Annotated in this window: 14 protein-coding genes and 1 tRNA gene; all 15 read right to left on the reverse strand. The window is 49.0% G+C overall.

Annotation, left to right across the window (positions count from 1 at the left end; genetic code table 11):
- Positions 1 to 11: 11 nt before the first annotated feature.
- Positions 12 to 1535, reverse strand: a complete 1524-nt coding sequence (locus tag ABJO30_09375) for an NADH-quinone oxidoreductase subunit M (protein MEP3233025.1) — start codon at positions 1533 to 1535, stop codon at positions 12 to 14.
- A gap of 25 nt (positions 1536 to 1560) precedes the next feature.
- On the reverse strand, positions 1561 to 3537 hold the full coding sequence (nuoL, locus tag ABJO30_09380) for an NADH-quinone oxidoreductase subunit L (protein ID MEP3233026.1): 1977 nt from the start codon (positions 3535 to 3537) through the stop codon (positions 1561 to 1563).
- Positions 3538 to 3542: 5 nt separating this feature from the next.
- On the reverse strand, positions 3543 to 3851 hold the full coding sequence (gene nuoK, locus ABJO30_09385; protein MEP3233027.1) for an NADH-quinone oxidoreductase subunit NuoK: 309 nt from the start codon (positions 3849 to 3851) through the stop codon (positions 3543 to 3545).
- Positions 3852 to 3855: 4 nt separating this feature from the next.
- Positions 3856 to 4473, reverse strand: a complete 618-nt coding sequence (locus ABJO30_09390) for an NADH-quinone oxidoreductase subunit J (GenBank protein MEP3233028.1) — start codon at positions 4471 to 4473, stop codon at positions 3856 to 3858.
- A gap of 10 nt (positions 4474 to 4483) precedes the next feature.
- A complete protein-coding gene (gene nuoI, locus ABJO30_09395) occupies positions 4484 to 4975 on the reverse strand; it encodes an NADH-quinone oxidoreductase subunit NuoI (protein ID MEP3233029.1) in 492 nt (163 codons plus the stop codon).
- Between the two features lie 18 nt (positions 4976 to 4993).
- The gene (gene nuoH, locus ABJO30_09400; protein MEP3233030.1) at positions 4994 to 6037 is read right to left on the reverse strand and encodes an NADH-quinone oxidoreductase subunit NuoH; all 1044 of its coding nucleotides are present in this window, start codon (positions 6035 to 6037) and stop codon (positions 4994 to 4996) included.
- A gap of 9 nt (positions 6038 to 6046) precedes the next feature.
- Complete coding sequence (gene nuoG, locus ABJO30_09405; GenBank protein ID MEP3233031.1) at positions 6047 to 8134, reverse strand: NADH-quinone oxidoreductase subunit NuoG; 2088 nt, start codon at positions 8132 to 8134, stop codon at positions 6047 to 6049.
- Between the two features lie 246 nt (positions 8135 to 8380).
- Positions 8381 to 9697 carry an NADH-quinone oxidoreductase subunit NuoF gene (nuoF, locus tag ABJO30_09410; protein ID MEP3233032.1) on the reverse strand — a complete coding sequence of 439 codons (1317 nt, stop codon included), beginning with the start codon at positions 9695 to 9697 and terminating at the stop codon, positions 8381 to 8383.
- Between the two features lie 3 nt (positions 9698 to 9700).
- Positions 9701 to 10966: an NADH-quinone oxidoreductase subunit NuoE gene (gene nuoE / locus ABJO30_09415; protein MEP3233033.1), complete on the reverse strand. Its 1266-nt coding sequence runs from the start codon at positions 10964 to 10966 to the stop codon at positions 9701 to 9703.
- 2 nt (positions 10967 to 10968) lie between these two features.
- Positions 10969 to 11331, reverse strand: coding sequence for a DUF4267 domain-containing protein (locus tag ABJO30_09420; GenBank protein MEP3233034.1), 363 nt, complete (start codon positions 11329 to 11331; stop codon positions 10969 to 10971).
- Positions 11331 to 12521 carry an NADH-quinone oxidoreductase subunit D gene (locus ABJO30_09425; GenBank protein MEP3233035.1) on the reverse strand — a complete coding sequence of 397 codons (1191 nt, stop codon included), beginning with the start codon at positions 12519 to 12521 and terminating at the stop codon, positions 11331 to 11333. Before ABJO30_09425 ends, ABJO30_09420 begins: the two co-directional genes overlap by 1 nt.
- Positions 12522 to 12578: 57 nt before the next feature.
- Positions 12579 to 13187: an NADH-quinone oxidoreductase subunit C gene (locus tag ABJO30_09430; GenBank protein ID MEP3233036.1), complete on the reverse strand. Its 609-nt coding sequence runs from the start codon at positions 13185 to 13187 to the stop codon at positions 12579 to 12581.
- 32 nt (positions 13188 to 13219) lie between these two features.
- Positions 13220 to 13795, reverse strand: coding sequence for an NADH-quinone oxidoreductase subunit B family protein (locus ABJO30_09435; GenBank protein ID MEP3233037.1), 576 nt, complete (start codon positions 13793 to 13795; stop codon positions 13220 to 13222).
- 23 nt (positions 13796 to 13818) lie between these two features.
- Positions 13819 to 14184, reverse strand: coding sequence for an NADH-quinone oxidoreductase subunit A (locus ABJO30_09440; protein MEP3233038.1), 366 nt, complete (start codon positions 14182 to 14184; stop codon positions 13819 to 13821).
- Between the two features lie 397 nt (positions 14185 to 14581).
- Positions 14582 to 14658 (reverse strand) — tRNA-Asp (locus ABJO30_09445).
- Positions 14659 to 14864 lie beyond the last annotated feature (206 nt).

Here is a 14864-nt window from a genome sequence, read left to right on the forward strand (position 1 = left end):
GTCCCTGCCCTCTACTTCACGCTTGCGGCAGCGGTTTGCTGCAACTGTTCGGCTGCAGCGAGTGCTGCTTCATAGCCTTGAATGAGATTGTCGACTGATGCGGCTGTCACATCGAATACTGGTGATGGATAGACACCGAAGAAAATTGTGAAGATCACCAATGGTGCGATGATCACTTTTTCACGCAGCGACATATCGAGAATTTGTTTCAAGCTCTCTTTTTCAAGTCCGCCGAAGACAACGCGGCGATAAAGCCACAGTGCATAAGCTGCGGACAAAATCACACCAGTTGTGGCAATCAACGCCACCCATGTGTTCGCTTTGAAGGCACCCATCAACGTCATGAATTCACCGACGAAGCCACTGGTTCCCGGCAAGCCCACATTGGCCATCGTGAACAATAAGAACACAACAGCATAAAAAGGCATGCGGTTTACAAGGCCGCCATAGGCTGAAATTTCCCGTGTGTGCATGCGGTCATAAACAACGCCGACACAAAGGAAGAGCGCGCCTGATACAAGACCGTGTGACAACATCTGGAAGATGCCGCCCTGAATGCCCTGCTCGTTGGCTGCAAAAATGCCCATCGTCACATAACCCATATGGGCAACGGATGAATAAGCAATCAGCTTCTTAATGTCGTGCTGCATAAGAGCGACCAGCGATGTGTAGACAATCGCAATGACTGAGAGCGTGAACACGAATGGAGCAAAGTCTGCAGAGGCGAGCGGGAACATTGGAAGTGAGAACCGCAGGAAGCCGTAGCCACCGAGCTTCAACAAGATACCCGCCAAGATAACAGAACCAGCAGTCGGCGCTTCAACGTGTGCATCTGGCAACCATGTATGAACCGGCCACATTGGCATCTTCACCGCGAAAGAAGCGAAGAAGGCAAGCCATAGCCAGGTTTGCATTTCAGCTGGGAATTGGTGTGCGAGCAACACTTCAATGTTTGTCGAACCTGCATCCCAATACATCGCCATAATCGCAAGCAGCATAAGAACTGAACCGAGAAGCGTATAGAGGAAGAACTTGAACGATGCATAGATGCGGCGCTTACCACCCCATACACCGATGATGATAAACATCGGAATGAGGCCTGCTTCAAAGAAGACATAGAAGAGCACGATATCAAGCGAAGAGAACACACCGATGACAAGTGTTTCAAGCACCAAGAAGGCGATCATATATTCTTTGACGCGCTTTTGAACGGATACCCAACTGGCCAAGATACAAAGCGGCATCAAGAAGGTTGTTAGGATAATGAACAGCATTGAAATACCATCAACACCCATGCGGTAGGCAATACCACTGCCCGCAAACCATTCCAGCTCTTCCTTCATTTGGAAAGAGGCTGAAGCATTATCAAAGTTGATCCAAATACCGAGTGACAAGATAAATGTCACCAATGTTGTGATCAACGCAATATAGCGGATGTTTTGACGAGCGAGATGATCGTCGTTTCGGACAATCAATATCATCGCAACCCCGATTAGGGGCAGAAATGTCACCGTGGAGAGGATCGGAAATGACATGGTTTGGTCTTCTTTCCCTTAATTCTTAAAACATCATCCAGGTGACGAGGGCCGCAAGGCCGATCATCATGGCGAACGCATAGTGATAAATGAAACCGGACTGTAGCTTGACGACACGGTCGGTAATGTTGAGGACACGGGCTGAGATGCCATCTGGACCGAAGCCGTCGATCAACCAACCGTCGCCCCGCTTCCAGAAGAATTTGCCGAGCCACATGGCAGGACGAATAAACACCACATTATAGAGTTCATCCATGTACCATTTGTTGAGCAGGAACTTGTAAAGCCCCGGATGCTCTTCAGCCAAAGTTTTCGGCAGATCTGGTTTGCGGATATAGAAAACGTAAGCAATCACGAAGCCCAAAATCATCACGATAGTTGCCGCCGCTTTCACAAGGAAAGGCACATGGTGGAATTCATGGATGATATTATTTGTTGGACCTGTAAAGAGCGCACCCTTCCAGAAATGATCATATCCGTGACCAATGAAGTGGCCGTAGAATGCAACACCTGCAAACAGAGCACCCACTGACAAGATGAACAATGGCACAGTCATGATTTTTGGTGATTCATGCACATGGCTCATAACAGACGCAGACGCGCGTGGTTTGCCGTGGAATGTCATAAACACCAAGCGCCATGAGTAGAAGCTTGTAAACAAGGCGGCCAGAACAGTCATAGCGAAAGCGAAGCTTGCCATTGAGTTTTGACCCACGAAGGCCGCTTCGATGATGGCATCTTTTGAGAAGAAGCCAGCTGTACCAACAAGCGTGCCTGGAATGCCAACGCCTGTCAGGGCGATTGTACCGATGAACATGGTCCAATAGGTCACAGGCACCAAATTCTTAAGGCCACCCATTTTGCGCATATCTTGTTCGTCGGAGACCGCGTGGATCACTGAGCCTGCGCCTAAGAACAACAACGCTTTAAAGAAGGCGTGTGTGAAGAGGTGGAAGATGCCGATTGAATAAGCGCCAAGGCCCATTGCAACAAACATATAGCCAAGCTGCGAACAGGTTGAATAAGCAATCACGCGCTTGATGTCGTTTTGCACGAGACCAACACTTGCTGCAAAGATTGCAGTGAACGCACCAATAAAGGTGATGAAGGTCAACGCTGTTTGTGACAGTTCGAAAATCGGAGACATACGAGCAACAAGGAAGACACCAGCTGTCACCATTGTTGCAGCGTGAATAAGCGCTGAAACTGGCGTTGGGCCTTCCATAGCGTCTGGCAACCAAGTGTGCAGCAGGAACTGCGCTGATTTACCCATAGCGCCCATAAAGAGCAAGAAGCAGGTTACTGTAATCGCGCTATCAAGAGCTAGGCTGTAACCGAGGAAGTTGAGCACTGGCTCAGCGGCTGCAACAGAACCATCTTCGCCAATCATGCCTTTAGCTGCTGAGAAGATTGTATCAAACTCAACGGAACCGAAGATGATGAAGGTTGCGAAAATACCAAGTGCGAAGCCGAAGTCACCGACACGGTTGACGATGAACGCTTTCATTGCTGCCGCGTTTGCAGAAGGTTTGTGATACCAAAAACCAATCAGCAGATAAGACGCAAGGCCAACGCCCTCCCAACCAAAGAACATTTGGATGAGGTTGTCTGATGTTACAAGCATCAACATCGCAAAAGTGAAGAGCGACAGATAAGCAAAGAAACGCGGACGGTGTAGGTCGTGGTGCATATAGCCGATGGAGTAGATGTGCACGAGTGTGGAAACAGAGTTCACCACCACAAGCATGACCACGGTGAGCGTATCAATACGGAACGCCCAGTCGGCCACAAAATCACCAGACTGGATAAAGCGTAACACAGGCACCGTGAAGGCTTCTGCATCGCTGAAACCAACTTGAATGAAGGCAATCCATGACAGCACAGCTGCAACAATCATAAGGCCGCTTGTTACATATTCACTGGCTTTTGCACCGATGGCGCGGCCAAAGATGCCGGCAATCAGGAAGCCAATAAGAGGAAGAAAGACAATCGCTGTATACATAATCTCTAGCCTTTCATCGCATTGATGTCTTCAACCGCAATCGACCCTTTGTTGCGGAAGAAAGCGACGAGAATTGCAAGACCGATCGCAGCTTCTGCAGCTGCAACGGTTAGGATCAAGAGTGCGAAGATTTGACCAACAAGATCACCGCTGAACGATGAGAATGCGACCAGATTGATGTTCACTGATAACAGGATCAATTCGACTGACATCAAAATGATGATGACGTTTTTACGGTTCACGAAAATACCAAACACACCAATGGTGAATAGGATCGCTGCTAGAACCAAATAATGAGATAGACCGATTTCCATCTGATTAGATCCCCTTTCCTGTCTCAACCTTGACGACTTCAATCGCCGTCTCACGGGTGCGCGCATTTTGTGCGGCAATGTCTTGGCGCTTCACGCCTTCTTTGTGGCGCAGTGTCAAAACAATCGCACCAATCATCGCAACCAAAAGCACAAGGCCGGCTGCTTGGAAGAAATAGATGTAGCGAGTGTATAGCAACAAGCCGATAGCCTTGGTGTTGCCGATCTCAGTCACATCGGGAATTGGCGCTGTACCTGTTCCAATTGCAAAATTCGGATCGAATAAAGAGCCGCCTAGTACAACGACAAGTTCGACGGCCAATACAACCGCAACCAAACCGCCAAGCGGAACATATTGCAGGAAGCCTTGTTTCAACTCCACGAAGTCAACGTCGAGCATCATAACAACGAACAAGAACAATACCGCGACCGCGCCGACGTAAACAATCACCAACAACATGGCGAGGAATTCAGCGCCGACCAGAACGAAAAGGCCTGCCGCATTAAAGAAAGCGAGGATCAGAAACAACACTGAATGAACAGGGTTTCTGGATGAGATCACCAAGAATGCCGACAATACGAGGATTGTCGAAAACAGGTAGAAGAAGATTGAAGCCAGTCCCATTACGGTTTCCTTAGCGATATGGCGCGTCAAGCGCGATATTCTGTGCCAGCTCACGCTCCCAGCGCGCGCCATTGTCTAAAAGTTTGTCTTTATCGTAGTAGAGTTCTTCGCGGGTTTCCGTCGCGAACTCAAAGTTTGAACCCTCAACAATCGCATCCACCGGACATGCTTCTTGGCAAAAACCGCAATAGATGCATTTCACCATGTCGATGTCATAACGCGTAGTGCGGCGGGTGCCGTCGTTGCGTCGTGGGCCTGCTTCGATGGTGATAGCTTGTGCCGGACAAATTGCTTCACACAATTTACAGGCAATGCAACGTTCTTCGCCGTTTGGATAACGACGCAATGCATGCTCACCACGAAAACGCGGGCTGATTGCCCCTTTTTCATAAGGGTAGTTGATGGTTACTTTAGGTCTGAAGAAATAGCGCATCGTCAACACGATGGCGCTGAAAAATTCCTTCAAGAAAAGTGCCTTACCGGCTTGAACAAGTGAATTCATAAGTCTGCATCCCCGTCTTTACGGGCCCCATCCTGTCAGTAAGAGAATAAAGGCCACAAAGAAGACCATGAAGAGTGAAATTGGGAGGAACACTTTCCAACCAAGGCGCATCAATTGGTCGTAGCGATAACGTGGAACGAACGCTTTAACCAATGATACCATAAAGAACACCAAGCCGACTTTGAGTACGAACCAAACGACACCTGGAACCCAAGTGAATGGTGCGAAGTCAAACGGCGGCAACCAACCACCCAAGAAGAGCACGGTTGTCATAGCGCACATGAACAAGATCGCGGCATATTCGCCGAGCATGAACATCACGTAAGGAGTAGATGAATACTCAACCATGAAACCTGCTACCAATTCAGATTCAGCTTCTGGCAAATCGAATGGCGGACGGTTTGTTTCTGCCAACAGTGACACAAAGAAGATGATGAAGAGTGGGAACAGTGCGAACCAGTGCCAATCAAGGAAAGACGCTGGAAGGCCAATCATTGTGCCCGGTCCTTCTTGTTGCGCTAGAACAATTTCGCTCATGTTGAGTGACCCAACGCATAGCAGCACGGCAACGATAACAAAGCCGATAGAGACTTCGTAAGAGATCATTTGAGCAGCTGAACGAAGTGCACCAAGGAATGGGTATTTAGAGTTTGAAGCCCAACCGCCCATAATCACGCCGTAAACTTCGAGCGATGTAATGGCGAAAATGAAGAGGATGCCGACATTAATGTCTGAAATCACCCAGCCCGCATTAACAGGCATAACAACCCAAGCGGCCAAACCGAGCGTCACTGTGACGAGTGGTGCAAGCAAGAAAACCGCTTTGTTGGAACCTGAAGGAACAATAGGCTCTTTCAAGATAAATTTCAGCGCATCAGCAAAAGCTTGCAACAAACCCCATGGGCCAACAACGTTTGGACCACGGCGCATTTGCACGGCTGCCCAGATTTTACGGTCGGCATAAGTTGAATAAGTCACACCGATGAGAACAATTGCTAGTAGCAAAAAGCTCTGACCGACAATGATCGCACCGGGGATGATATAGGTATCAATAAATTCCATTGTCCTGCCCTACTCCGCCGCTTCTGCGCGTTGCTTCATGGCGAGTGCTGAACAATCAGCCATCACTTTAGAAGCCCGTGCAATCGGGTTCGTGAGATAAAAATCGCTGACAATCGAACTGAATGCCGCTTTGTTTATTTTGCCGCCTGCTTTCGCGATACCTGCCACAGCAGATGCATCACTTTCAGCAATATCGCCAACAAGTGCCATGTGAGGATGCGCTTCATAAAGTGCAGCACGCAAGGCGCCTAGATTGTCGTATGGGAGTGTGTGACCTAGCACATCAGACAAGGCACGTAAGATTGCCCAATCTTCGCGCGCTTCACCAGGGGCGAATGCGGCGCGGGTTGTCATTTGCACACGGCCTTCTGTGTTGACGTAAGTTGCTGACTTCTCAGTATATGTCGCCGCAGGCAAGATAACGTCAGCGCTATGTGCGCCGTTGTCACCGTGTGAACCGATGTAAACTTTAAAGGCATCGCCCTTTAGGGAGACTTCGTCAGCGCCGAGCATAAAGACAACATCAAGGCCGCCCATGTCTGCTGCTTTTACACCGTCGTTTGCCGGAACAAAACCGATGTCCAAGCCGCCAACCATGCTGGCTGCGTTATGAAGAACAGCAAAGCCATTCCAGTCAGCAGTCGTTGCGCCGAACTTGTCAGCTACTGCCGCAGCGTTGGCTAAAATCACAGCACCATCAGCACGCGTCAATGCGCCTTGACCGATGATGATCAACGGACGTTTTGCTGATTTCAATGCTTTTGCAAAAGACCCTTTGCCACCAGCAAGTTCTGCAAGGCTATCACCGCCTGCGCCGATGTATGTGGTGTCATATGTAAGGTCAGCAGCTTCGCCGATCACGCCAATTGGCAATGTGCCTTCTGACGCACGCCATGCTTTGCGGATGCGAGCATTAAGAAGTGCGGCTTCCACGCGTGGGTTTGTGCCAACAAGCAAAATCGCGTCAGCATCTTCGATGCCTTCAATTGTGGCATTGAATGTGTAGCTTGCACGGCCCTTTGATGGGTCAAGTGCATTGCCTGATTGGCGACAATCAACGTTTGATGAGCCGAGTGCTTCAAGCAATTGTTTTGCCGCAAACATTTCTTCAACGCCAGATAGATCACCAGCAATTGCGCCGATTTTCTCACCAGATGTTGCCGACACTTTTTCAGCAATTGCTGCAAAAGCTTCTGACCAGCTTGCCGGAGCAAGTTTGTCGCCGCTACGAATATAAGGGCGATCGAGGCGCTGTGTGCGAAGACCATCCCAGATGAACCGTGTCTTGTCTGAAATCCACTCTTCGTTGATTTCTTCGTTCAACCTTGGCATCACGCGCATTACTTCGCGACCACGTGTATCCACACGGATAGCAGAACCAAGCGCATCCATAACGTCGATGCTTTCCGTCTTGTTCAGTTCCCAAGGACGGGCCTGATCTTGATACGGACGAGATGTCAACGCACCAACAGGGCAAAGGTCAACCACATTGCCTTGCAGTTCTGATGACATAGAACTTTCAAGGTATGTTGTAATTTCTGCATCTTCACCGCGGCCAATAAGACCGAGGTCTGAAACGCCAGCTACTTCGGTAGTGAAGCGAACGCAGCGTGTGCAGTGAATGCAACGTGTCATTTTTGTGCGAACAAGTGGGCCGATATATTTGTCCTCAACCGCACGTTTGTTTTCTTGGAAGCGGGAGCCATCAATACCGTAAGCCATGGCTTGGTCTTGCAGGTCGCATTCGCCGCCTTGGTCGCAAATTGGGCAATCAAGTGGGTGGTTGATGAGAAGGAATTCCATCACCCCTTCCCGCGCTTTTTTGACCATTGGTGTCTTGGTGAAAATCTCAGGCGCTTGACCTTCTGGACCCGGACGCAAATCGCGCACGCCCATAGCACAAGAGGCCGCAGGCTTTGGCGGGCCACCTTTTACTTCAACCAGACACATCCGGCAGTTACCAGCAACTGACAGACGGTCGTGAAAACAAAAACGTGGCACTTCTGCCCCAGCTGCTTCTGCGGCTTGCAGAAGAGTAAAGTGGCTTGGTACTTCGATTTCTTCGCCATCTACGACGATTTTAGATGTATCGGACATTATTCAGCAGCCTCTACAATTAACTAAATATAACGGTGGCACCATCAGGTGAACCAGTAGCTATAAATCTAAGGTCTTCGCGAGAAAACCTCCCTACATCGGTAATCTTTAGAAAGGCTCCGCTTTGCAATCCGGATGCTATAAAGCGGAGATCTTCCCTTGAACGGGGCGATGAGCTTATTTCTAAACTAGCACCGCCAGATACAACAAATCTTAGGTCTTCCCGAGACCATGCTTGGAAGTTTGTCATTCAGCAGCCTCCAATACAGCACCGTCTTTGTCTGCACGGTGTGAATATTGATCGATGCGTTCTTCAATGAGTGGGCGGAAATGGCGGATCAAACCTTGAACCGGCCATGCTGCCGCATCACCCAATGCACAAATTGTGTGGCCTTCAACCTGCTTCGTAACATCAAGAAGCATGTCGATTTCACGTTTTTCAGCGCGGCCCTCAGACATACGCACAAGCACACGCCACATCCAGCCAGTGCCTTCACGACACGGCGTACATTGGCCGCAGCTTTCGTGTTTGTAGAAGTAAGCCAATCGGGCGATTGCTTTGATCATGTCGGTGGATTTATCCATCACGATCACAGCCGCCGTACCAAGACCAGATTGCAGCCCACGAAGGCTATCAAAGTCCATCGGGCAATCCATAATCTGTTCAGCAGGCACACAAGGAACCGACGAACCGCCAGGAATAACCGCCAAAAGATTGTCCCAACCACCACGAATACCGCCGCAGTGCTTATCCATCATATCTTTGAATGGAACAGACATTGCTTCTTCAAAAGTAGCTGGATTGTTGACGTGGCCTGATACGCAAAAGAGCTTGGTGCCCTTGTTGTTATCAGCACCGAATGAAGAGAACCAAGACGCGCCACGACGTAGGATTGTCGGCACCACGGCAATTGATTCAACGTTGTTCACTGTTGTCGGCGCACCATAAAGACCCGCATTGGCAGGGAATGGCGGCTTCAAGCGTGGTTGGCCTTTTTTGCCTTCCAAACTTTCAAGCAAAGCTGTTTCTTCACCGCAGATATAAGCACCTGCCCCGTGATGAACGTAAAGGTCGAAATCCCAACCAGATTTTGCCGCGTTCTTGCCGAGCAGTCCCGCATCATAAGCTTGGTCGATCGCTGCTTGCAGACGTTCGCGCTCACGAATGAACTCACCGCGCACATAGATGTAACCCGCTTTAGCACCCATGGCGAAACCTGCAATCAAGCAGCCTTCAACCAGCGTATGCGGATCATGGCGCATAATTTCGCGGTCTTTACATGTACCCGGCTCTGATTCGTCAGCATTGACGACGAGGTAATGTGGACGACCATCAGATTCTTTCGGCATGAAAGACCATTTAAGGCCAGTCGGGAAACCCGCACCACCACGACCACGAAGGCCGGAAGCTTTCATTTCATCAATGACCCAATCGCGGCCCTTCTTGATGATGGAACCCGTTTTATCCCACTGACCACGTGCTTGAGCACCCTTTAGGCCCCAATCATGGAAACCATGAATGTTTGTGAAAATGCGGTCTTTATCTTCGAGGAATTGAACCATGATCTATTTCCCCTTTGTTGTTTTGGACGAGCGTTTTGAGAACTCAGTCTCACCGCCAGTCGCTAAAATTGCAGCTTGTTTCAACCAAGTGTCGCGGTCGATACGGCCTTTGAAGCTCAAGAATTGATCGAACCATTGAACCGCACCGCGGTCCCATGCGGCGATTTGGTCAAAATGCCAAATGCCTTTGTCATTCAATTTCGTCTCGATCACTGGACCAACACCCTTGATGAGTTTCAAATCATCAGCACCCGCTTTGCGTGCCTTTGGAAGGCCACGCGGCTTTTTGCCAACAGCATTGGCGCGGTCTTCAGCGCTTGCACCTTTTGGCAAAGCGGCTAAGGCTGCATCAGCTGCTTTTTCTTCTTTGGCAAGCTCCGCTTTGGTCGGCGCTTTAATTTTTGCAGGCTTTGCTTTAGCCGCTGCTGCCTTAGCAGGAGCCGCTTTGGCCACTACTGGCTTAGCGGCTGGTTTCTTAGCTACAGCTTTTGTTGCTGGCGCTTTCGCAGCCGCTGGCTTCGCCGCACTTGTCTTTTTAGGCGCGGCTTTCTTCTTACCAGCGCCTGTTGCTAGTCCGCTATCACGCGCATCATTGGCGATCATGGCAGCGTTACCAGCCATCACATAGGGAGCAATATAGGCGTTGGCTTCTGGTCCATATTCAATTGCGCCTTCGTGAAGCTGCGTGCGGCCTTCTGAGTGAACAGCCAAATAACGATCTGTCTGTGGGCCTGGGCTGACTTTGCGCCCTGCTTCAATATCGTCGAGCATTTTCTCGAATGTTTCAGGTGTCAGGTCTTCAAATGTATCTTTGAAAATTTGAACCATCGGCGCGTTTACACAGGCACCGAGGCATTCAACCTCTTCCCATGAATATTTGCCATCTGCTGTTACTTCATGCTGGTTCGGTGAGATGCGGCTTTTGCAAACCTTCATCAAATCTTCTGAACCGCGCAACATGCAAGGCGTCGTGCCACATACTTGAATGTGAGCGACAGAACCAACCGGCTTCAACTGGAACATAGTGTAGAATGTTGCCACTTCCATCACACGGATGAACGGCATTTCTAGCATGTCGCCGATATAGCGCATGGCAGGCTCTGGCAACCAACCGTTATGTTGCTCTTGGGCACGCCAAAGCAATGGAATGACAGCAGATGCCTGCTTTCCTTTTGGAAACTTGCCAATCTGATCCTTCGCCCATTTAAGGTTTCCCTTATCAAAGACGAAACTATCTGGTTGTTCCTCAGCTATTCGACGAACGGCCATCCTTAAAGTCCTTCAGCTTCTGCCATGTCGAAAGAGACGACAGACATGACTACACTCACAACAGCAGCACCAACATGTGGAAAGACTTTTCCACCGCGCCGTTTTTCAATTAAAATGTCGAACAAAGCGACAAATGCAAAACTAGCAAACGCAACGCCAAGCGACGCGCGATCTGCAAGCAGATATAAACCCAATACCAATACCGCCATCATAAGATAGCGCCCGCCAACAACCTGCGTCATGCCTTCGATGGTATGCCCAGTTTGTACAATCAATTTTTTGTTTTCGTTTAGATAAACGAAGCCCAAAAATATCAAGTTGGCAACGCCAGCCAAGATCAGAAAAAGGTAGAGTGTTTGGCTCATTAGCGATCCACCTCACCAAACACGATGTCGAGTGAACCAAGAACCGCTGACACATCAGCAAGCATGTGGCCACGACAAAGGAAGTCCATGGCTTGCAAGTGAGCAAAACCTGGCGCTTTGATTTTACAGCGGTATGGTTTGTTAGAACCATCTGCCACAAGATAAACACCGAACTCACCCTTAGGTGCTTCAACAGCGGCGTATACTTCGCCTTCTGGAACGTGGAAGCCTTCAGTGTAGAGTTTGAAGTGATGAATCAAGCTTTCCATCGACTTCTTCATTTCTTGGCGCTTAGGTGGCACAACTTTGCCATCAATCGCAGAGATTGGCGTTCTGCCCTTCTCACCAGATAGAAGCTCACAACACTGTTTCATGATCTTCACGCTCTCGCGCATTTCTTCCATGCGGATCACGTAGCGATCATAGTTGTCGCCGTTCTTACCGATTGGAATATCGAAATCAAGATCAGGATAGCACTCATAAGGCTGAGATTTACGCAGATCCCAAGGAGCGCCAGAACCGCGAACCATTACGCCTGAGAAACCCCATTTCCAAGCATCATCGAGACTGACATAGCCAATATCAACGTTACGTTGTTTAAAGATGCGGTTTTCAGTTAGCAGCGTTTCGATGTCGTCACATGTATTGAGAAACGGATCGCACCACGCGTGAATGTCATCAACCAGCTTTTGCGGTAGGTCTTGGTGAACACCACCAGCACGCACATAAGCTGAGTGCATACGGGCGCCAGAGGCGCGCTCATAAAACACCATCAATTTTTCACGTTCTTCAAAGCCCCATAGTGGCGGCGTCAAAGCGCCAACGTCCAAGGCTTGTGTTGTCACGTTCAAGAGGTGCGAGAGAATGCGGCCAATTTCTGAATAGAGCACACGGATCAATTGACCACGGTATGGCACTTTAATGTCCAGCATCTTTTCAATCGCAAGCGCATAGGCATGCTCTTGGTTCATTGGTGCAACGTAATCAAGACGGTCGAAGTATGGAACCGCTTGAAGATATGTCTTCGTCTCAATCAGCTTTTCTGTGCCACGATGCAAAAGACCGATATGCGGATCAACCCGCTCGACCACTTCGCCATCAAGCTCAAGAATAAGGCGCAACACCCCGTGTGCCGCAGGGTGCTGCGGACCGAAGTTGATATTGAAATTTCTTACCTGTGCCTCAGCCATTAAGCGTCTCCAGAACTGGATTTACAAAAGGTCATCGTCAAATCCCGTCCCTCTTTTTTACTGCGTTGCTTTTTCATCACCGGGTAGCTCATATTCTGTGCCTTCCCAAGGTGATTCGAAGTCAAATTGTCTAAATTCTTGCGCCAGTTTCACGGTGTCATAAACAACGCGCTTTTGCTCGTCATCATAACGCACTTCCACATAACCAGTGGTCGGGAAATCTTTGCGTAGCGGATAGCCTTCAAAACCATAATCTGTAAGCAGACGACGAAGGTCTGGATGGCCCGAAAACAAGATGCCGTACATGTCATAAGCTTCACGCTCAAACCAATCTGCTCCTGGGAACAGCGGCGTGGCTGAAGGCACAAGCATATCTTCGTCTGCCTGCAACTTCACACGGATGCGCATGTTATGTTTTGGTGAAAGCAAGTGGTAGACCACGTCAAAGCGACGTTTGCGTGCAGGATAATCAACACCGCAAATATCGGTAAAATTCACGAACAAAGACTGTGCGTCATCACGAAGGAAGCGCAAGACATCCAAGATGTTTTCAACGGCAACTTGAATAGTCAATTCGCCAAATGCAAATGATGATGCTTCTACCTGATCGCCCAATTTGGCTTCAAGATAGTCTGCATAGTCTTTGAGACCTGTATCAACTTCCATAGCGTCTAACGCTTTCCGCTTGCTTTACTTAATTATCGTTCGATCGTGCCTGTGCGGCGGATCTTCTTTTGCAGCAACAACACGCCATAAAGCAGTGCTTCTGCTGTTGGAGGGCAACCTGGCACGTAGATGTCTACTGGAACCACACGGTCACAGCCACGCACCACAGAATAGGAGTAGTGATAATAACCACCACCATTAGCGCAGGAGCCCATTGAGATCACATAACGTGGCTCAGGCATTTGGTCGTAAACTTTGCGCAGTGCCGGAGCCATCTTGTTGGTCAACGTACCTGCAACAATCATCACATCAGACTGACGGGGTGAACCGCGCGGTGCAAAGCCGAAACGCTCACAGTCATAACGTGGCATCGACATTTGCATCATTTCTACAGCGCAACAGGCAAGACCAAACGTCATCCACATCAATGAGCCTGTTCTGGCCCAATTGATCAGATCGTCTGTGCTGGTTACGAGAAAACCTTTGTCGGCAAGCTCGTTGTCCATTTCTACGAAGAATGGATCGTCAGCGCCAATAGGCTTGCCAGTATTCGGATCGATGATCCCTTTTGGCTGTTCTGCAATTAATGTGGACGTTGTATTTGCCATAATTTTATTCACTCACAAGTGGTTTAGTCCCACTCAAGCGCGCCCTTCTTCCACTCATAGATGAAGCCAATCGTCAAAACGCCTAAGAAGATCATCATTGATGAAAAGCCGAACCAACCAAGATCCTTAAAGGCAACTGCCCAAGGAAAGAGGAAAGCAACTTCGAGGTCAAAAATGATGAAGAGAATAGCGACCAGATAAAACCGCACATCGAACTTCATGCGGGCATCGTCGAATGCATTGAAGCCACACTCATAGGCAGACAGTTTTTCGGTGTCAGGCGCTTTGTAAGCCACCACGAAGGGCGCAACTAGAAGTCCCAATCCAATGACAAGACAAAGACCGATAAAAACAATAATCGGCAGATACTCGGACAGAAGAACTTCCATTATCCGCTTCCCTTCTCCAAAACCTCTCCAACAAGGCAACAATCGCTTTGATAAGCGTATCTATGGCCTACGTCGTACCCACTGAGTCGTCAAGGTGACAACATGGCGAAAGTACGACCTGTTCAGCTCATAAACTGATTAAATAGTGGCTTAATAGGTTGATCCCTCTTGCGCAAGTATCCGAACGTTCAAAAACTAAACAACTAGGGGGAAAAATGCATGAAGCTGAAAAAAGCATAAACAAAACGCTCGTTCAGCGAAAATGCCCGCAAAATGTATGAACAATCAAACCAACGCAATACAACGGTGGTGATCGACAAAACAATGAACTGTAAAAGGAAGTGTTTTGAAAAGCGCGGCATCTAGGCGCCACTTTCACTTTATCAAAAAAGGAAAGTGGCGCGAGTGACGGGACTCGAACCCGCGACCTCCGGCGTGACAGGCCGGCACTCTAACCAACTGAGCTACACCCGCGCATTTCCGCTTCGTTCTAGAAGCGTGCGAACGAGATACGGAATGGAGCACGGCAAGTCAAGCACGAAATACCCCTCTGGAGACATTTTATTGCAACAGAATTTTTCGGGCAAATTAAGAAGCTATTGAAAGGTGGAGAATGCTTGGCATAAAGAGCCAAATATAGGCTTCTTTAGCTGATGTTTTTTTTACACAGCTAGAGCGCA

Source organism: Hyphomicrobiales bacterium (genome assembly GCA_039973685.1).
GTDB lineage: Bacteria > Pseudomonadota > Alphaproteobacteria > Rhizobiales > JACESI01 > JACESI01.

What these genes read in the sequence shown, in the direction of transcription:
- ABJO30_09375 (MEP3233025.1), bottom strand. Translation starts at nt 1,535, where the DNA reads ATGTCATTTCCGATCCTCTCCACGGTGACATTTCTGCCCCTAATCGGG.
- nuoL (MEP3233026.1), bottom strand. Translation starts at nt 3,537, where the DNA reads ATGTATACAGCGATTGTCTTTCTTCCTCTTATTGGCTTCCTGATTGCC.
- nuoK (MEP3233027.1), bottom strand. Translation starts at nt 3,851, where the DNA reads ATGGAAATCGGTCTATCTCATTATTTGGTTCTAGCAGCGATCCTATTC.
- ABJO30_09390 (MEP3233028.1), bottom strand. Translation starts at nt 4,473, where the DNA reads ATGGGACTGGCTTCAATCTTCTTCTACCTGTTTTCGACAATCCTCGTA.
- nuoI (MEP3233029.1), bottom strand. Translation starts at nt 4,975, where the DNA reads ATGAATTCACTTGTTCAAGCCGGTAAGGCACTTTTCTTGAAGGAATTT.
- nuoH (MEP3233030.1), bottom strand. Translation starts at nt 6,037, where the DNA reads ATGGAATTTATTGATACCTATATCATCCCCGGTGCGATCATTGTCGGT.
- nuoG (MEP3233031.1), bottom strand. Translation starts at nt 8,134, where the DNA reads ATGTCCGATACATCTAAAATCGTCGTAGATGGCGAAGAAATCGAAGTA.
- nuoF (MEP3233032.1), bottom strand. Translation starts at nt 9,697, where the DNA reads ATGGTTCAATTCCTCGAAGATAAAGACCGCATTTTCACAAACATTCAT.
- nuoE (MEP3233033.1), bottom strand. Translation starts at nt 10,966, where the DNA reads ATGGCCGTTCGTCGAATAGCTGAGGAACAACCAGATAGTTTCGTCTTT.
- ABJO30_09420 (MEP3233034.1), bottom strand. Translation starts at nt 11,331, where the DNA reads ATGAGCCAAACACTCTACCTTTTTCTGATCTTGGCTGGCGTTGCCAAC.
- ABJO30_09425 (MEP3233035.1), bottom strand. Translation starts at nt 12,521, where the DNA reads ATGGCTGAGGCACAGGTAAGAAATTTCAATATCAACTTCGGTCCGCAG.
- ABJO30_09430 (MEP3233036.1), bottom strand. Translation starts at nt 13,187, where the DNA reads ATGGAAGTTGATACAGGTCTCAAAGACTATGCAGACTATCTTGAAGCC.
- ABJO30_09435 (MEP3233037.1), bottom strand. Translation starts at nt 13,795, where the DNA reads ATGGCAAATACAACGTCCACATTAATTGCAGAACAGCCAAAAGGGATC.
- ABJO30_09440 (MEP3233038.1), bottom strand. Translation starts at nt 14,184, where the DNA reads ATGGAAGTTCTTCTGTCCGAGTATCTGCCGATTATTGTTTTTATCGGT.